The 18,010-nt window shown below is 62.6% G+C and carries 12 protein-coding genes; 6 read left to right on the top strand and 6 right to left on the bottom strand.

All coding sequences use genetic code 11. The annotated features are described in order from the left end of the window. Positions 1 to 3: 3 nt before the first annotated feature. Positions 4 to 2,325, top strand: coding sequence for a molybdopterin-dependent oxidoreductase (locus NA8A_RS16345; RefSeq protein WP_009451462.1), 2,322 nt, complete (start codon positions 4 to 6; stop codon positions 2,323 to 2,325). Here NA8A_RS16345 and NA8A_RS16340 read toward each other — a convergent pair. Further along, on the bottom strand, positions 2,312 to 5,755 hold the full coding sequence (locus NA8A_RS16340) for an indolepyruvate ferredoxin oxidoreductase family protein (RefSeq protein WP_009451461.1): 3,444 nt from the start codon (positions 5,753 to 5,755) through the stop codon (positions 2,312 to 2,314). The two genes, NA8A_RS16345 and NA8A_RS16340, sit on opposite strands and share 14 nt — an antisense overlap. A gap of 124 nt (positions 5,756 to 5,879) precedes the next feature. On the opposite strand from NA8A_RS16340, the gene NA8A_RS16335 reads away from it, so the two are divergent. Beyond that, on the top strand, positions 5,880 to 6,347 hold the full coding sequence (locus tag NA8A_RS16335) for an Lrp/AsnC family transcriptional regulator (RefSeq protein WP_040672881.1): 468 nt from the start codon (positions 5,880 to 5,882) through the stop codon (positions 6,345 to 6,347). A 160-nt stretch (positions 6,348 to 6,507) separates the two neighbouring features. Here NA8A_RS16335 and NA8A_RS16330 read toward each other — a convergent pair whose 3' ends face one another. From NA8A_RS16330 to NA8A_RS16315, 4 genes are all read right to left on the bottom strand, one after another. Continuing rightward, positions 6,508 to 8,310 (bottom strand): NAD(P)/FAD-dependent oxidoreductase, encoded by a 1,803-nt coding sequence (locus NA8A_RS16330; RefSeq protein WP_009451457.1) that lies wholly within the window; start codon positions 8,308 to 8,310, stop codon positions 6,508 to 6,510. A 74-nt stretch (positions 8,311 to 8,384) separates the two neighbouring features. Then, on the bottom strand, positions 8,385 to 9,461 hold the full coding sequence (locus NA8A_RS16325) for a 2,3-butanediol dehydrogenase (protein WP_009451456.1): 1,077 nt from the start codon (positions 9,459 to 9,461) through the stop codon (positions 8,385 to 8,387). 19 nt (positions 9,462 to 9,480) lie between these two features. After that, positions 9,481 to 10,269, bottom strand: coding sequence for an SDR family NAD(P)-dependent oxidoreductase (locus tag NA8A_RS16320; RefSeq protein WP_009451455.1), 789 nt, complete (start codon positions 10,267 to 10,269; stop codon positions 9,481 to 9,483). A 218-nt stretch (positions 10,270 to 10,487) separates the two neighbouring features. Then, positions 10,488 to 12,365 (bottom strand): sigma-54-dependent Fis family transcriptional regulator, encoded by a 1,878-nt coding sequence (locus NA8A_RS16315; protein ID WP_040672830.1) that lies wholly within the window; start codon positions 12,363 to 12,365, stop codon positions 10,488 to 10,490. Positions 12,366 to 12,598: 233 nt separating this feature from the next. Here NA8A_RS16315 and NA8A_RS24410 point away from each other — a divergent pair, with 233 nt between their 5' ends. Then, positions 12,599 to 13,219: an SRPBCC family protein gene (locus NA8A_RS24410; protein WP_009451453.1), complete on the top strand. Its 621-nt coding sequence runs from the start codon at positions 12,599 to 12,601 to the stop codon at positions 13,217 to 13,219. Between the two features lie 169 nt (positions 13,220 to 13,388). Here the strand turns inward: NA8A_RS24410 and NA8A_RS16305 are convergent, their stop codons facing one another. Further along, positions 13,389 to 14,042, bottom strand: a complete 654-nt coding sequence (locus NA8A_RS16305; protein WP_009451451.1) for a TetR/AcrR family transcriptional regulator — start codon at positions 14,040 to 14,042, stop codon at positions 13,389 to 13,391. Positions 14,043 to 14,222: 180 nt separating this feature from the next. On the opposite strand from NA8A_RS16305, the gene NA8A_RS16300 reads away from it, so the two are divergent. From NA8A_RS16300 to NA8A_RS16290, 3 genes are read left to right on the top strand one after another with little or no spacing between them, the layout of a single operon-like run. Then, positions 14,223 to 15,098, top strand: coding sequence for an FAD binding domain-containing protein (locus NA8A_RS16300; protein ID WP_009451450.1), 876 nt, complete (start codon positions 14,223 to 14,225; stop codon positions 15,096 to 15,098). Then, positions 15,091 to 15,609: a (2Fe-2S)-binding protein gene (locus NA8A_RS16295; protein ID WP_009451449.1), complete on the top strand. Its 519-nt coding sequence runs from the start codon at positions 15,091 to 15,093 to the stop codon at positions 15,607 to 15,609. Before NA8A_RS16300 ends, NA8A_RS16295 begins: the two co-directional genes overlap by 8 nt. Next, on the top strand, positions 15,596 to 17,971 hold the full coding sequence (locus NA8A_RS16290) for a xanthine dehydrogenase family protein molybdopterin-binding subunit (RefSeq protein ID WP_009451448.1): 2,376 nt from the start codon (positions 15,596 to 15,598) through the stop codon (positions 17,969 to 17,971). The genes NA8A_RS16295 and NA8A_RS16290 overlap by 14 nt, the downstream gene beginning before the upstream one ends. Positions 17,972 to 18,010: the final 39 nt, after the last annotated feature.

The raw sequence follows: 18,010 nt of genomic DNA, 5'->3' as shown, positions 1-18,010 counted from the left end.
ACCATGAACGACACCGCGTACAGGCAGCACAGCAGCCATTGGGGCGCCTTCAGCGCGCGGATGGACGGCGGCAGGCTGGACATCCGCCCCTTCGAGGCCGATCCCGACCCGTCGCCGCTGCTTGCCAATATTCCGGCGTCTCTCGATCATCCGGCCCGTATCCGTAAGCCGTTGATCCGCCGCGGCTGGCTGGAGGATGGCCCGGGTCCGGATCAGCGTCGCGGTTCCGATGGGTTTGTCGAGGTCGAGTGGGAGGAGGCTCTGCAACGGACGGCGCAGGAATTGCGCCGGCTGGGCGCTGCGCCCGCCTTGCCGGAAGACAGGCCTTTGCCCGGTGCGAGCGTGTTCGGGGGCTCCTATGGCTGGTCCTCGGCTGGCCGCTTCCACCACGCGCAAAGCCAGGTGCATCGCTTTCTGAACAGTGTCTTCGGCGGCTATGTCGCTTCCGTGGACACCTATTCGTCCGGTGCGGGCAGCGTGATCCTGTCTCTGGTGCTTGGCAACGCGATCAGGCTCAATCGCGATCATCCTTATCTGCGCGAACTTGCTGAGGAGACCGAGCTTCTGATCTCCTTCGGCGGCTTGCCGCTGCGCAATCTGGCGGTGAGCGCCGGCGGCAATTCCCGGCACCTGGGCAAGAGCGTGCTGCAACGGGCGGCTGCTCGCGGTTGCGGTTTCGTCTCAGTCAGTCCCATCGCCGATGATTTCAGCGATCTGCCGGGCGTAACGCGTATTGCCCCGCGCCCCGCAACCGACACAGCGTTGATGCTTGGCATGGCCTACAGACTGCATCAGACAGGCAGGGTCGACCGCGCCTATCTGGAGCGCTACACGACGGGCTATCCAGCCTTCGAGGCTTATCTGACGGGCAGTTCCGATGGTGTCGCGAAAACGCCCGAATGGGCCGAGGCAATCTGCGGTGTTACGGCCTCCGAAATCGCCGCGCTGGCCGACCGCGCCGCGAAGAGCAGGACGCTCATCAACGTAACCTATTCACTGCAGCGCGCGGAAAACGGCGAACAGCCCGTCTGGATGGCGCTGACGCTTGCCTGCCTGCTGGGGCAGGGCGGTTTGCCCGGCGCGGGCTTCTGCTACGGTCTGGGTTCCATCGGCAATATCGGCAAGGAGGCTCTGGCCGTGCCACTGCCCACCATGCCGCAGGGGCATAATCGCGTCGGCGATTTCATTCCCGTCGCGCGCATCTCGGAGCTTCTTATGAAGCCGGGCGCTGCCTACACCTATAAGGGCGAAACGCGCCGCTATGCCGATATCCGCCTCGTCTATTGGGCCGGCGGCAATCCCTTCCATCATCACCAGGACCTGACGCGTCTGAAAGAGGCCTTCTCCCGGCCGGAGACCATCATCTTGCATGACAGCGTCTTCACCGCATCGGCGCGCCATGCCGATATCATTCTTCCCGCAACCATCACCGCAGAAAGAAACGACATCGGCGCCGGTGGCAACGACCCTTATCTTTTCGCGATGGAAAAGCTCGCGGAGCCTTTTGGCGAGGCACGCGACGATTATGCGATCTTCGCCAATCTCGCGGACCGGCTCGGATGCCGGGAAATCTTCACCGAGGGGCGCGATGCGCAAGGCTGGCTGGAAGAGATGTATGAGCCGACACGCGCGGCTCTTGAAAAACGCGGCTGCAATGCCCCGTCCTTTGAGGATTTCATGCAGGGCGCGCGGATTGACCTGCCGGTGCGCGACACACCCGGCATGATGGCGCGCTTTCATGAAGACCCTTCGGGCGCTCCTCTCGAGACGCCGAGCGGCAGGATCGAATTGTTTTCCGAAATTGTGGCTGGCGCCGGCCTGCCGGGGCACGCGGCATGGCTTGCACCCGCCGAATGGCTGTGCGCGCCAATGGCCGAGCGTCACCCCTTCCAGCTCGTTTCCAACCAGCCGGCAACCCGCCTCCACAGCCAGCTCGATTTCGGGGCGACCAGCATGGCCGCAAAGGAAAAGGGACGTGAGGTTGCAAGGCTCAACCGGGAAGATGCCGCGCGCCTCGGGATCGGTGATGGAGATGTGATCCGGCTTCACAATGAGCGCGGTTCGGTTCTGGCGTCGGCACGCCCCTCAGATGCGATCATGCAAGGCGTGGTGCAGCTCTCCACCGGCGCCTGGTATGCACCGGAAGACCTGCCGGGAGCAGGCCTGACCTGCGTCAACGGCAACCCAAACGCCGTCACCTCCGATGCGGGGGCCTCCGTGTTGAGCCAGGGCTGTGCGGGACAGCTCTGCCTCGTCTCGCTTGAGAAATGGGATCGGCCTGCACCGATGGCCTGGCCGCACAAGGCGCCCTTCAGCGCGGTGTGATACCGCCGATCTCGGCCAGAAGCGTCTCGGCCCTGGCCTTCTCGCGCTTCATCGCGGCCTCCCAAACGGGACCGTAGCCGCGCATTTCGAGCGGCGTTCGAAGGAGCGCTTCGAGCGTTTCCTGCTGAGCATCCTGCTGGTGCGCGATCACCTGGTCGAGAATGTTCTCATACCAGCCGATCAGGGCGCGGTTCATGCGCCGCTCCTTGGTGTATCCGAAGGGGTCGGCCCAGCTTCCGCGTAGACCGCGCAGATGAGAGAGCAGGCGCAGCCCCGGCCTGATCCACGCTCCGAAAGCGTGCTTGCGGGGTCGCCCCCGCGCATCCTTGCCAAGCGGCAGGAGCGGTGGAGCAAGGTGATAGCGAACCCTGAAATCCCCTTTGAAGACACGGTTCAGTTCCTTGTCGAATCCCATCTGTGTGTGCAGGCGCGCGACTTCGTATTCGTCTTTGTAGGCCATCAGCTTGAACAGCGCCCGCGCGGCGATCTCGGCGAGCGGATCGGCAAGGCGGTCGGATAATTGCCCATGAAAGGCGGCAATCCGCTCATTATAGCGTTCCGCATAGGCCGCGTTCTGATAGCCCGTGAGGAATGTCGCCCGATCCTCGACGATGCCCGGCAGGCTCGTTGCGAAAATCTCGTCCGGTTCGCCCGCGCCCAGCAGCGCCTCCGGTGTTGCGGCCATCACTCGGCCGATGGCAATAGCGCGGCGATTGTCCTCGATCTTGACCCCGTTGAGCTCCACGGCCCGGTCGAGGGCGGCTCGGCTCACCGGCACGAGGCCCGATTGCCATGCAAAGCCAAGCAGGATCATGTTCGCATAGACCTGATCGCCGAGGAGTTCTTCCGCCAACCGGTTGGCGTCGAACGCTTCGACATTCTCCGAACCCACCGCCTCCCGGATCGCCGCCTCACGCGCATCCGTGCGCAAATCCGCGTCGCGGCTCAAGACGAGATCACCCGTAGGCATCTCGGCCGTGTTGAGCACCACGCGTGTGCCCTTCCGGTAATGCATCGAAGCCTTGGGCGAGGAGCCCACAACGATATCGCATCCGATCACGGCATCGGCAGAACCTCTTTCGATGCGCACCTGATGGATATCACGCGGTTCGGCGGCCAGCCGGATATAGCTCAGTACGGTTCCGAATTTCTGCGCGAAGCCGGTGAAATCGAGAACGCTGGCGCCCAGCCCCTCCAGATGCGCGGCCATGGTCACAAGCGCGCCGATGGTCACGACACCCGTGCCGCCGACGCCACCGACCAGAAGATCGAACGGCTTGTCGAGAAGGTCGAGTTCGGGCTCGGGCAGTTCCGCGGCAAGCGCCAGGGCGTCGATGTCGCGCGATGCGCGGTTTGCACGCTCCGCGCCTTCCACCGTTACGAAGCTCGGGCAGAAGCCGTTGAGGCAGGAGAAATCCTTGTTGCAGGATGAAAGGTTGATCCGGCGCTTCCGCCCGAAGGCGGTTTCGAGCGGCTCGACACTGAGGCAGTTGCTTTCCACGGAGCAATCGCCGCATCCCTCGCAGACGAGCGGATTGATGTATGCGAAGCGCCTGGGGTCTTCCATCTTGCCGCGCTTGCGCCGGCGCCGCTTCTCGGTGGCGCAGGTCTGCTCATAGATGAGCACGCTCACGCCCTTCACCTCGCGCAATTCCCGCTGCACGGCGTCGAGTTCGCCGCGGTCGTGGAAACTCGTGCGGGCGGGAAAGTCAGCCGCGGAAAACTTGCCGATTGCGTCGGAGACGAGCGCGATGCGCTCGACGCCCTCCGCGCGACAGGTCTGCGCGATGCCCGCTACGCTGACCGGGCCATCGACCGGCTGACCGCCGGTCATGGCAACCGCGTCGTTGTAGAGGATCTTGTATGTTATGTTGGTGCCGGCAGCCACTGCCTGGCGGATGGCCAGCGAGCCGGAATGATACCAGGTTCCCTCTCCGAGATTCTGGAACATGTGGCGGCCACCATTGAAAAGGGAACGCGCCACCCAGGGCACGCCTTCCCCGCCCATCTGCGCATAGCCTTCGGTGTCCCGGTCCATCCAGCTTGCCATGACGTGGCAGCCGATCCCGGATGCGGCCTTGCTGCCTTCCGGCACCTTGGTGGAGCTGTTATGCGGGCAGCCGGAACAGAAATAGGGCGTACGCGTTGCGCCCGCCACGCTGAGGCTGATTGCGGGAGCCTCCGTCAGGGCACGCGCCCTTTCGCGGAGGTTCTCGTCCGGAAAGTACCGGTCGAGCCTCTCGGCCACGATGGGCACGAGGCCGAGCGGGGTAAGCTCGCCGGTCCACGGCACGAGATCGCGTGTCGCCTGGGCATCGTGCTTGCCGACCATCTTGTCCGGCTTGGCGCCCGGCCAGTCGTAGAAATATTCCTTGAACTGGCTTTCGATGATGCCGCGCTTCTCCTCCACCACCAGCACTTCCTTCTTGCCGCGCACGAAGGCCAGCGCATCGCGCCGGGCGAGCGGCCAGACCATGCCGACCTTGTAGATGTCGATGCCGAGCGCACGGCATCTTGCCTCATCGAGGCCGAGAAGCCGGAGCGCTTCCATCAGGTCGAGATGGCCCTTGCCGGTGGTGACGATCCCGAAGATCGCATCTTCTATCCCGTAAAGGGCATGGTCTATGGGATTGGCTTCGGCGAAGGCTTCCACGGCTCTCAGTTTGTGGCCGATGCGCGTTTCGATCTCGATGCTGGGCAGGTCCGCCCGGCGCACATGCAGCCCGCCTGCCGGCGCCTCGAAATGGGGAAGCGTGAACCGGCGGTCCGGCTGAAGCTCGACGGAGCGGCCCGATTCCACCGTTTCGGAAATCGCCTTGAAGCCGACCCAGCAACCGCTGAAACGCGACAGCGCGATGCCATATTCGCCGAAGGCCAGATATTCCTCGACGGAGGAAGGATTGAGCGTGGGCATGAACCAGCTCATGAAGGCGACGTCCGACTGATGCGGCATGGAGGACGAGACGCATCCATGGTCGTCGCCGGCGACCACCAGAACGCCGCCCTTGGGGGAGGAGCCATAGGCGTTGCCATGGTGCAGTGCGTCGCCCGACCGGTCGACGCCGGGTCCCTTGCCGTACCACATGGAAAACACGCCCTCGACCGTGCAATCGGGATCGAGCGCGGCCTGTTGCGCACCGAGAACGGCGGTGGCGCCAAGGTCCTCATTGACCGCGGGCATGAAGGAGATGCGCTCGCGCTCGATCAGGGCCTTGTTGCGCCACAGTTCCAGGTCGAGCGCGCCGAGCGGTGAGCCGCGATAGCCTGAAACGAACCCTGCCGTGTTCAGGCCTGCCAGCCGGTCGCGCCGTGCCTGGTCGAGCAGGATACGAACGAGCGCCTGCGTTCCCGTAAGGAACACCCGGCCCTTCGTCGCGTCATAGCGGTCGGAGAGCGTGTATTCGGCGATGTGGCTGTGCCTTTGCAGCATGGCTCGATCCTCCCCAATCTCAGGAAAGATGATACCGGCTATTGTCTGAAAAATGGTTCCAGAATGCCTGGACTGGGACTATTATTCGGTAGAATTCACCGGCAACAGAAGGTTCTTCGAAAAAATGGACCAGATAGAGCTCGATGAGCGGGATCGCCGTCTTCTCGAATTGCTTCAAGCCGATTGCCGCATTTCGAATGCGGATCTGGCCGAAAGGGTCGGCATGTCGTCCTCGGCCTGCTGGCGCCGGGTGAAGGCGCTCGAGGAGGCTGGTGTCATAGAACGTTATGGCGCGATCCTGCGCCCCTCGCGGCTGGGCTTGTCCTTTCAGGCCATTGTGCATGTCCAGCTTGCCCGGCACGATCCCGATGCGATAGCGGTTTTCATCCGCTCTGTGGCGGCGCGGCGCGAGGTGCAGGATTGCTATGCGACGACCGGACAGGCCGATTATCATCTGCGCGTCGTCTGCACCGACATCGATGCCTACAATCATTTTCTGGAGGACTTTCTCTTCCGCTTGCCGGCTGTGCGTGGGGCGCAGACCAATGTCGTTCTGCGCGAAATCAAGCGTTCGGTGGTTCTGGAGTTGTAGGCACAAGGCCTTTGCAGCGACCGGGCGCGGGGCAAGCTGCGCCCGGTCACTGCTCACGCATCGGCCTGAAAATCTGAGGCGATTTTCGGAAAGCGCGATACGCAAATTCAAGAATCGGCAAGCGCCGTGCAGTCGAATGGACGCACGGCGCTATAGGGGTTCAGGACAGGTGATGCCGTTCCTGGAGACCGTAGACCGGAGTGGTCAGCGCCTCCATGCGCGCTTTGAGCTGAAGCGAGAGATATTGCGAATAGTGGCGCGACTGGTGCAGGTTTCCGCCATGGAACCACAGCGCCTCCTGCTGCGTGGGCTTCCACATGTTGCGCTGTTCGCCTTCCCAGGGGCCGGGATCCTTGGGCGTGTCGGAGCCGAGGCCCCAGCATTTGCCCACCTTGTCGGCAACGTCCCTTGAAATGAGGTCGGCCGCCCAACCGTTCATGGAGCCATATCCTGTCGCATAGATCACGAGGTCGGCGGGAAGCTCAGTGCCGTCCTCAAGAACCACTGCATCTTCTGTGAGATGGCTCACGCCGCTACCGGATTTCAGCTTGATGCTGCCGTCGATGACGAGATCGCACGCCCCGACATCGATGTAGTAGCCGGAGCCTCTCCGCAGATATTTCATGAACAGCCCGGAGCCATCGGCGCCCCAGTCGAGCAGGAAGCCTGCCTTTTCCAGATCGGCATAGAAGTCGGCGTCCCGCTCGCGCATCTTGTCATAGAGCGGAATCTGGAACTCATGCATGATCCGGTAGGGCAGGGAGGCAAAGATCAGGTCGGCCTTGCGTGTGGTCATGCCGCTGGCGACCGCACGTTCGGAGTAGAGGTCGCCGAGGCCGATATCCATCAGCGTGTCCGAGCGCACGATGTGGGTGGACGAACGCTGCAGCATCGTCACGTCCGCTCCGCCTTCCCACAGCGCCGCGCAGATATCGTGCGCGGAGTTGTTTGACCCGATCACGACCACCTTCTTGCCCTTGTAGGCATCGGGGCCGGGATGCTGCGAGGAATGCTGCTGCTCGCCCTTGAAGACATCCTGTCCCTTGAAGGTTGGAATGTTGGGTTTGCCAGACATGCCCGTCGCCAGAACGAGTTGCTTGGGGCGCAGCACCACTTCCTCGCCGTCGCGATCGACCACGACGGTCCATTCCTTCGTGTCCTCGTCATAGGAGGCGGATTTGCAGGTCGTGGAACTCCAGTAATTGAGCTCCATCACCTTCGTGTACATCTCCAGCCAGTCGCCGACCTTGTCCTTCGGTGCGAAAATCGGCCAATTCTCGGGGAATGGAATATAGGGCAGGTGGTCGTACCAGACGGGATCGTGCAGGCACAGCGACTTGTAGCGCTTGCGCCAGCTGTCGCCCGGTCTCTCGTTGCGTTCCACGATGATGGTGGGAACGCCGAGCTGGCGCAACCTTGCGCCCAGTGCGATGCCGCCCTGTCCGCCACCGATGATGAGCACATAGGGCTGCGTGGTATAGCCAAGCTCGACCGCTTCCGCCTCGCGCTTCTCCTTCCAGGTCTTGCGGTCGCGATTGTGCCCGTGCTCGGCACCGAGCGGTCGGCGCAGGCCCTTCGGCTCTTCAAACCCCTTGAGTTCGCTCATGGTTGTCAGGAGCGTCCAGATCAGGCCGTTCTTGAGCCGGATATGGCCATACCCGCGCGCAAGCTCAGTCTCGAATTCGAACCAGCCTTCCGTCACGCCGTCCGAACCGCCGGCCGGTTCCTTTTCGTCTTGCCGGAACCGGGAGGGTTTGATGGCCGCCAGCTGGCTCGAAAGCATATCGCGTATCTGGTCCTGCCCTTCCATCGTGCGAAGGTTCCAGGTGAACGCGACGAGATCGCGCCAGTAACAATCGGCCTGGAACAGATTGACGGCGGCATCGATGTCGCCGGCCTCAAGCGCGCGGCTAAGCTTGCCGAGCACGGTATCGATTTTGGTATGCGGGCTGTCTTCAAGCATGTTGTCTCCTCCATATGCCTGATGGTTGATGGCCGTGCCGGCTGGCCTCCTCCGCCGCCGGCACGCGAACCGGGTTACTCCGTAAGGTCGATCAGAATTTTCAGGTGCTTGCCCGAGGGATCGAGCAGCGCGTCGAACCCTTCCGTGACAGCGTCATCGAGCCTGATGCGCTTGGTCACCACATGTTTGGCCGGCAGCAGACCGGACGCGATGAGGCGAATGACGCGCGGCCAGTAGTGCGTCGGATAGGCCCAGGAACCGCGAATATCGATGTCCTTGAAGGTTACCTGGAACCAGTCGAGCGGGTTTTCATGCGGATGCAATCCCGTCTGCACGACTACGCCCTGCTTGCGGACCGCATCCGCGCAGGCCTTCAGCGCGTGTTCGTTGCCCACGCATTCGATGGCCACGTCGCACCCGACCCGTCCCTCGGTCAGGGACCGCACCACCGCTCCGGGATTGTCGCGGGACGGATTGATGGTGATGACGTCAGGCAGGATGGAGCGGGCGAATTCAAGGCGCGCATCGTTTATGTCGGAAACGAAGAGCTGTGCGGCACCGGCCGCCCGTGCCGCCAGAAGCGTGAGAACGCCGATCGGGCCCGCGCCCGTGACGAGCACGCTGCTGCCGGCCGTCACGCCTCCACGGTCGCAGGCATAGACGGCCACCGCCGTGGGTTCGACGAGCGCGGCTTCCTCGTCGGTCATTGCGTCGGGAATTTTCTGGACATTATAGGCGTTAAGCGTGGCGTATTCGGCCATGCCGCCCCACTGCCAGCTTAGGCCCGCAAGGGCGAGGTCCGTGCTTAGGTGGAAAAGGCCGCGATCGGCGTAGTAGTCGCCGGAACGCGGCATGATGAGCGGTTGCACCGACACCCTGTCGCCTACCGTCAGATCGTCGACGCCTTCGCCTACGGCCTCGACGACCCCGCCGAACTCGTGTCCGAGTATCTGGGGGCCGTGTGCTCCGGTAAAGGGATGTGGTTCTTTGGGAATGAAGATCGGCCCATAGGCATATTCATGCAGGTCGGTTCCGCAGATGCCCACGAAGCGGTTGCGGATCAGAACCTGACCGGCGGGAGGCCGGGCAGAGGGTTTTTCGATATCCTCAACGCGCAAATCCTTTGCCGCGTGAAAACGCAGTGCTTTCATCGTGTGTCCCTCAATACCGTCAGATGAGAACCATGCCGCCGTCGACCACCAGGCTCTGGCCGGTCATGTAGTCGGAAGCGGAAGAGGCGAGGAAGCAGGCAACGCCGGTGAGATCGTCGGATTTCGACGGACGGCCGAGAAGAATGTCGGCGGAAAAGGTCTCGAAGGCCTGGTTGTCGCGCTGGGTCAGCCCTTCATCGACGAAACCCTTGTCGATCACCTTCCACATATCGGTCGCCACGACGCCTGGGCAGATGGCATTGACGTTGATCCGGTCCTTGCCGAAGGCGCGGGCGGCGGCCTGGGTCAGGGCGACCACCGCGAACTTGCTCGCGGAATAGTGAGCCAGCGGCTCATAGCCCTGCTTTCCGGCTATCGAGGCCGTGTTGATGATCTTGCCGCCATGGCCCTGGGCGAGCATCTGGCGAATGGCCTCCTGCATGCAGATGAGAACGCCAAGCCCGTTGACGTCCATCACCCGATGCCAGTCCTCGTCGCTGATCGAAAGAAACGGCTTTGTCTGGGCGATGCCGGCATTGTTGAAGATGACGTCGAGCTTGCCGTTGGCTTCAACGGCCTTGGCGATCATTTCCTTCACGCTCTCACGGTTCGAGACGTCGGCGCTCACGCCAATGGCTTTGCCGCCACCATCGCGAATGCTTGCGGCAACGGTTTCGGCAGCCACGCCGTTGATGTCTGCGATCACTAGCGCGCCGCCCTGGGCAGCGAGCCCGCGCGCCATGGCCTCGCCGATGCCCCGGCCCGCGCCGGTGACGATGATGCATCGCCCTTCAAGTTCCTTGGACACGTTTTCCTCCTGTCATTGTTGTTGAACGACAGGGAGCAAGGCGCGTGCCAACAGGTCGGCAGCGGAAAATCAAGGGTTTGACGGCGACTGGCTGTTGCAACATGCGCTTATGATGCAACAGGTGTGGCGCAACGGCTGTCGCGCGTTAGAGGGGTTTGCAGTCAGGTGGGATCACTTGACCTCCGCACACATGCGGAAAAGCAGAGAGATGAACAACTCTAATGCGGCTGGGAAATGCCGTGACGCTTCATGCGCCGGTGCACGGTCGAGCGGTCGAGGCCGAGCCTGCGGGCGGCTTCCGAAACGTTCCAGTCGCAGGCCACGAGCAATTGCCTGAGTGCCTGCGCATCCGCATCGGTTTCCCCTTCGCAAGACAGGTGCTCGGGCAGATCCGCGAGGTCTATATGGCCCTTTTCGCAAAGAGCCGTAGCCACGGCGATGACATTATCGAGTTCGCGGATATTGCCGGGCCAGGCGTGGGCTTTAAGCGCCAGAATGGCCGCTTTCGACAGGGCGGGATTGTTGCCTTCACTTGCGTGGCGCTTCAGAACACGTTCTACCAGCCAGTCGAAATCGGGCCGCTCGCGCAATGGCGGAAGCGTGATCGTTGCGGTGTTGAGCCTGTAATAGAGGTCTTCGCGGAAGCGTCCTTCGCGCACGGCTTCGGGCAGGGAATGATGCGATGCCGAGACGATGCGAACGCGCACCGGCCGGGGTTCGGATGCCCCCACAGGCAGCACCTCCTGTTCCGCAAGGACTCGCAGAAGCCGGCTTTGCAGAGTGTAAGGCATGTCGCCGATCTCATCGAGGAACAGCGTGCCGCCATCCGCCTGTTCGATCAGTCCCTTGCGCCCTTTGGCGGAAGCGCCGGTAAAGGCCCCCGGGACATGGCCAAACAACTCGCTTTCGATGAGTTGCTCGGGGATTGCCGCGCAGTTGACGGCAACGAAGCGGCCCGAAAGGCCGCTGCCGTCATGCAGCGCACGGGCGAGATATTCCTTGCCCGTTCCCGTCTCTCCCTGGATGAGGATCGGCAAGCGCGTTCGCGCGAGCTTTGCCGCCTTTGCCTGAAGCGCAAGGATTGAGGGTTCATCGCCGCCCAGCCGGCGCAGCGGAGAGGGGATTTGATCCCTTGCGGGCATCCGCCGCCGCGCCCGCGTGTTGGGCTCGATGGCATGGGCAAACAGCGCATTGCCGTCGCGCGCGAAAAGAACCCGTTCCTCGGTCGGTCGGCTGCGTGTCAGATCGGGAAGACTGTCTATGTCCGTGTCGAAGAAAAGCGAAAGCGGCTGGCCAAGCAGTGTCTCGGGCCTTCTCCAGTCGAGTCCCGAGGCCCGTGCGAGAAGCTTCGCGCCGCCATGGGTCATGCCAATCACCCTGCCATTGGGATCGATGGAAATGGCGGCTTCCGGATCGACGTCCAGGAATTCGGGCGAGCGCGCGAATCGCAGCACCCATTCATGGCGCGTATTGGCCATCAGGTTGGCAAGCTCGATACGCCGCGCGGTCGCATTCACGAGATGAAGGGCGAGGTTTTGGCTGGCCTTGAGAATGGGCGAACTCAGGAGCGAGATGTCGAGCACTGCGTTCAGCGATCCGCGCATGTCGTAGATGGGGGCTGCCGTGCAGGAGAGGGGGGTATGCGTGTTGTCGAAATGATCCGTCTGATGAATGGTCAGCGCTTCGCCCGTCTCCATACAGGCCCCGACGGCGCAGGTGCCCGCGCGCCCCTCCGACCATTCCGAGCCCATATAAAGGCCCGCCTTGCGCAGATTGTTGTCGAATAGCGGATCGCCCAGAAATTCGACGGTCACGCCCTGGCGGTCCGACAGAAGCAGCACATAGTTCTGTCCCGCAACCTGTTGGAACAGGTGCTCCAGCCCTGAGCGGGCGATGTTGATGAGTTCTTCCGACTGTTGCCGGTGTTCGCGGAGCTTGTGATCGGGCACGATGAAGGCTTCGCAATTCTGCGCGGGATCGAGCTGGTGCTGCTCAAGGCAGCGCAACCAGGACTGGACGACGATCTCATCGCGCCCGGTCGCCATTCCCATGCCGACATTCTCGATTTCACGGATGTGATCGGATCGTGGAAACATCGCGCCGCATGGCCGCTTAGCAGCCATCCTCCTCTTCCTCCGCTGCCTATGAGGGCATCAAGTCGGGAAAATGTAAATGCTTGCCGCAGCCGATTTCGCACGGAACGTTCGGTTGTCGCTGCCCTTCGGGGTTTTCGGAACGCTTCTTGCTCTTTTATTTATCAATTGATAAATAGCAAGAAAATCCATTGAGGCCGTTTAAGTGGCGCGGCGCGGAATTTGGGGGAGAAGCGATGAACCTGTCTGGTGTCTATGAGGTTGCCGCATCGAAAACGCGGGTATGGGAAGCCTTGACGCAGGCAGAAAGTCTGGCGCGCATCCTTCCCGGTTGCGACCATCTGGAGGAGGTCGGTGAAAACTGCTATGCGGCCACCGTCAGCGTCAAGGTCGGGCCGATCCGGGCGCGCTTCAAGGGCAAGGTGCAGCTTGAAGACCTCGACCCTTGCAACGGCTTTCGCCTGACGGGCTCCGGCGATGGCGGTGCGTCGGGTCATGCGCGGGGAAGCGCCTGCATCCGGCTGGAGGAAGGCGAGGACGGTTCGACTCGCATCGCCTATACCGCCGAGACCGTCATGAACGGCAAGCTCGCCGCATTGGGCGGGCGCCTCGTGGAAGCGGTTTCCATGCGCAATATCAAGCTGATGATGGAAGGCCTCGAGCGCGAACTTGCAGGCGAAGGCACTGATGCCGGCGCCGGCGCGGCGCATTCCGCAACACGCGCTGGCTTCTCCGCAAACCCTGCACACGCCGGCAATAGCGACAGGACACTTTCCGCGCTCCTGTTCCAGGCACGTTTGAACGGCGTGCTTCTGGCGCTCGCCGTTATTGCGCTTTTCGGGCTTTGGCTTGGCTAGAGCATTTTGCAGTCGGGTGGAATCACCTGACGTCTGCATAAATGCGGAAAAACAAAGAGATAGATCGGTTCAGGGTTTCCGTGAAACGGCGAACCGATCTGGAGGCGCTCAAGGGCATCTGGACGATCAGATTCCAACAATAAGGAGACGGGGCAGGTCTGGTTACCTTCTAACCTGCGGCCGACCCGCTCAGTATGCGCGGCAATGTCTTGGGGAACCCGTCGAGAAAAACACTGATGGCGTTGTCGACGGCCGCGTCGGCATCGCCCTCCACCGGCACGTTGTAGATCCATTTGCGGATGCCGCGATAAATGAACGTTCCGTGGAAGGACCAGGCGATATCCAGTTCCTGCGAGCTCAAGGGCACATCTTCGGGAGAGGGCAATTCCGCCTCATGCCGCATCTCGCGGCACAGCGGCTCGATGAGCTTGTCGCGAACCTGATCGAGATAGCGGCGGTTCAGGCTTTCGCCCTTCATGCCGGCGAGAATGAGAATGCGCACCCATTCGCGGTTGTCGATGACGCGCGCATATTCGCGATAGACCCGGGTCAACCTTTCACGCAGCGGGATGGCGCGCTCCGTAAGGATTGCTTGCCAGTCTTCCTTCCACCGACCGACGAACACATCCTGGTAGACCCGCTCGATGAGCGCATCCTTGCTGGCGAAATAGCGATACAGAAGCGGTTGCGTGATACCGATCCGCTTGGCGAGTTCGCGTGTCTGACCGCCGAATCCCTGATCCGCAAAAAAGGCGATCGCTTCCGAGACGATCTGCTTCTCGCGCAGCTCCGGCGATAGTCGCTTCTTCTCGTTCACACCCATCGCAATCCTGTCCGCCCGGCCCGTTTGCCTTGCTCGGCCTGTCTAACTAGCCGCTGCCAGAACCGGCATCAAGCACGAGAAAATGCGTATTGACTTTGGCCCGGTCTATTGATCTTATTTATCAAACGATAAACAAATATGCACCAATGGGCCACCCCATTGGTGATTGGGGAGGAAAGCATGAAGGCGGCGCCGTTCGATTATGTGCGCGTGTCCTGCTTCGAGGAGATGCAGGAGATCTTCGCCGCCCATGGCGACGATGCGCAGGTGATCGCCGGCGGCCAGAGCCTCATTCCCGCAATGGCCATGCGTATGGCGCGCCCGAGCGTGCTGCTCGATATCGCGGGTCTGCCGGGGCTCTCCGGGATCGAGGACACGGGCGACGCGATCCGCATTGGCGCGATGGCGCGCTATGTGGATTTGCGCGAATCCGCGCTTCTGGCGACCCACGTCCCGCTCATTCGCGATGCGGTCGCGCTCATCGCCCATGAGGCGATCCGTTCGCGGGGCACGATCGGCGGCAATCTCGCCCATGCCGATCCGGCTTCCGAAATGCCGGCGGTGGTGCAGGCACTGGACGCAAGGATCGACATTCGTGGCCCGGAAGGACAGCGCAGTGTTCCGGCGGCCGAATTCTTCCTTGGCACCTATGCGGTGGATTTGGCTCCCGGTGAGATCATCGTCTCCGTGACGGTGCCGAAGGCGCCCGCGGGCCGGCTTTCCGGTATCCAGGAATTCGTGCGCCGTTCCGGCGACTATGCATCTGCCGGAGGCGCTTTCGTCCTCGACGTGGAGAACGGTCGGATCGCTGCTGCAAGGCTTGCCTGTTTCGGGGTTTGCGACCGCGCGGTACTGGCTGAGCAGGCCGCCGCAACCCTTGTCGGCCAGGAACTGGCCGCACTCGACCCGGAACCTGCGGTCAAGGCGCTTGCCTCCGAGATCGAGCCCACGGCGGACCTGCATAATGGACCTGCCACCAAGCGTCATCTGATCGGTGTGCTGACGAAGCGTCTTCTGGCCGACATGGTTTCCCGGAGCGGCAAGGCCCATGGATAGTGTTTTTCCCATCACCCTTACGCTGAACGGCCGGACCGTCACCCATGATGCGCCGCAACGTATGACCTTGGCCGATTTCCTGCGCCAGACGGTTGGGTTGACGGCGACGCATATCGGCTGTGAGCACGGTGTCTGCGGTGCCTGCACGGTCTATGTGGATGGGCGCATTGCGCGCGGCTGCCTGATGTTCGCCATTCAGGCCGAGGGCTGCGACATACGCACTCTGGAAGGGCTTGCCGACGACGAAAGAATGCAGGCGCTTCAGAAGCATTTTCACGCGCGCAACGCCCTGCAATGCGGCTTTTGCACCAGCGGCATGCTTCTGACGGCCCATCAGTATCTTGGCTCGCAGGAAGAGCCGAGCCGCGAGGAAGCGCGAGAGTATCTTTCGGGCAATTACTGCCGCTGCACTGGCTATCAGGCAATCGTTGAGGCGACGCTCGCCGCATCGGACGAACTGGCCGCCAAAGCCGGTTGCAAGGACGAGGAGGCCGGCCGTGCTGAAGCGTAACGACGCCCGTGCCGACAAGAGTAATTTCGTTGGCAAGACCGTTCCACGCGAGAATGCGCGCCGCTTGTCCCAGGGGCGCGGGCGCTATGTCGACGATATCGCTTTCCGCAATCTCGCCCATGTCGCCTTCGTGCGCAGCCCGCATGCCCATGCGCGCATCCTGTCCATCGATACGCAGGCAGCACGCGCCGTTCCGGGTGTCATTGATGTCATCACCGGCCAGGACATCAGGTCCATGTGCCAGCCCTGGGTCGGCGTCCTGGGGCATTTTCCGGGACTGAAATCCGCCGAGCAATATCCGCTTGCCGTCGACGTCGCGCGCTGGCACGGCGAACCCGTTGCCGTAGTCCTTGCCGAAAGCCGCGCCCTTGCCGAGGATGGAGCGGATTTGATCGAGGTGGAGTGGGAGGCTCTGCCTTCCGTCGTCGATCCGGAAACGGCGCTCGAAAGCGATGCGCATGTGATCCATCCGGAACTGGGCGACAACCTTGCCTTCCGCCTCGATCTGGAGAAGGGCGAGGTCGATGCGGCTTTCGCCAGCGCCGCCCATATCGCGGAAGGCACGTTCCATTTCGGTCGCCACACCGGCCTGACGCTGGAGCCACGCTCCATCGTTGCCGATTTCGATCCCGCTCTGCGCCAGCTGACCGTGCACCATTCCACCCAGACACCGTTCCAGATGCAGGACGTTTTTGCCCGGCATTTCGGGCTGGAGGAGGGCAGCGTGCGCGTCATCGCGCCGGATGTCGGCGGTTCCTTCGGTCTGAAGCTCCATGTCTATGGCGAGGAGATGGCCGCTTGCGCGCTGTCGATCCGCCACGGCCGGCCAGTCAAGTTCATCGCCGACCGGCTTGAGGCCTTCCAGACGGATATTCACGCCCGTGACCATCGGGTGAAGGCGCGAATGGCCGTTTCCGCCGAGGGTGAGATACTTGCCATGGAGGTCGACGATCTGACAGGGATCGGGCCATTCTCCGTCTATCCGCGCACGAGCGCCGTGGAGGGAAATCAAGCGATCCGCCTCATGGGCGGCCCCTACAGAATGCCGTCCTATCGCGGCCGACTGCAGGTCGTTTTCCAGAACAAGACGCCCATGTGCCAATACCGCGCGGTCGGTCACCCGGTGGCCTGTGCGGTGACCGAGGGGCTGGTCGATCAGGCCGCCCACGCCCTGGGGATCGATCCTCTTGAAATGCGGCGCCGCAACGTGGTGACGCAGGACATGTACCCGCACACTTCGCCGACCGGCTATGTCTTCGAGCGCCTTTCACATGAGGAGTGCCACGCAAGGCTCGCCGAAATGATGAACTATGAACGCCTGCGCCGCGAACAGGCTGAAGCGCGCGAGCGCGGTGTTTATCGCGGCATCGGCTTTGCCACCTTCATCGAGATCACCAATCCAGGCCCTGCCTTCTACGGCGTCGGCGGGGCGCGGATTTCCGCTCAGGATGGCTGCGTCATGAAGATGGAGCCCTCGGGCGATATCCGGGTGATGGTCAGCGTGACCGAGCAAGGGCAGGGTACCGAGACGATCATGGCCCAGATCGCGGCAACACATCTCGGCGTGCCATTGGAGCGGGTGCGCGTCTACACCGGCGACACACAGACATCGCCCTATGGCGGTGCCACCTGGGCCTCGCGCGGCGCAGGCATCGGCGGCGTCGCGGTGATGAAGACGGCCGAGGCCCTGAAGGAAAATCTCTTGACGGTGGCCGCCACGATCCTGCAGGCGCAACCCGGCGAACTCGACATAAGCGCTGGCGCCGTCGTCTCCCGCGCCAGCGGTGAGGAACGCATGCCCCTGTCGGAATTGGGCAGGATCGCCTATTTCCGGCCGGACACCCTGCCGGCGGGCTTCCACGCGGAACTGACGGCGGCCCGCCACTATGTGCCGCAGGGCTATCCCTTCGCCTTCACCAACGGCGTGCAGGCCTCCCACCTGGAGGTGGATATCGAGACGGGGCAGGTGCGGCTTCTCGATCACTGGGTGGTGGAGGATTGCGGGCGCATCATCAATCCGCTTCTGGTCGACGAGCAGATACGCGGCGGCGTGGTGCAGGGATTGGGCGGCGCCCTTTTCGAGGAATGTCTCTACAGCCCCGAAGGGCAGCTTCTGTGCGGCACCATGGCCGATTATCTGACGCCGATGGCCGCCGAAATGCCCGACATTCATGTCGGGCATGTGGAAACGCCCACCGAAACCTCGCCGCTTGGTGCGAAAGGTGTCGGGGAGGCCGGCACGGCAGCCGCGCCTGCAGCCGTCATGAACGCGATCAACGATGCCTTGTCGCCCTTCGGCGCAAGCGTCTCGCGCATGCCGTTCACGCCGGAGCGCGTTTTGCGGGCGCTCGGCAAGGTCTGAACTCCTCCCCCGCAAGAAGGGGAGAAACGAAGAAGATTG

Source organism: Nitratireductor indicus C115 (genome assembly GCF_000300515.1).
Lineage (GTDB): Bacteria > Pseudomonadota > Alphaproteobacteria > Rhizobiales > Rhizobiaceae > Nitratireductor > Nitratireductor indicus.
Note: the sequence above shows the minus strand (reverse complement) of the source record. Positions and strands in the feature narration are given on the sequence as shown.

Excerpts from the sequence above, each read along its gene's own strand:
- NA8A_RS16345 (WP_009451462.1), top strand. The coding sequence starts at position 4 with ATGAACGACACCGCGTACAGGCAGCACAGCAGCCATTGGGGCGCCTTC.
- NA8A_RS24410 (WP_009451453.1), top strand. The coding sequence starts at position 12,599 with ATGAACCTGTCTGGTGTCTATGAGGTTGCCGCATCGAAAACGCGGGTA.
- NA8A_RS16335 (WP_040672881.1), top strand. The coding sequence starts at position 5,880 with ATGGACCAGATAGAGCTCGATGAGCGGGATCGCCGTCTTCTCGAATTG.
- NA8A_RS16300 (WP_009451450.1), top strand. The coding sequence starts at position 14,223 with ATGAAGGCGGCGCCGTTCGATTATGTGCGCGTGTCCTGCTTCGAGGAG.
- NA8A_RS16295 (WP_009451449.1), top strand. The coding sequence starts at position 15,091 with ATGGATAGTGTTTTTCCCATCACCCTTACGCTGAACGGCCGGACCGTC.
- NA8A_RS16325 (WP_009451456.1), bottom strand. The coding sequence starts at position 9,461 with ATGAAAGCACTGCGTTTTCACGCGGCAAAGGATTTGCGCGTTGAGGAT.
- NA8A_RS16340 (WP_009451461.1), bottom strand. The coding sequence starts at position 5,755 with ATGCTGCAAAGGCACAGCCACATCGCCGAATACACGCTCTCCGACCGC.
- NA8A_RS16305 (WP_009451451.1), bottom strand. The coding sequence starts at position 14,042 with ATGGGTGTGAACGAGAAGAAGCGACTATCGCCGGAGCTGCGCGAGAAG.
- NA8A_RS16330 (WP_009451457.1), bottom strand. The coding sequence starts at position 8,310 with ATGCTTGAAGACAGCCCGCATACCAAAATCGATACCGTGCTCGGCAAG.
- NA8A_RS16315 (WP_040672830.1), bottom strand. The coding sequence starts at position 12,365 with ATGTTTCCACGATCCGATCACATCCGTGAAATCGAGAATGTCGGCATG.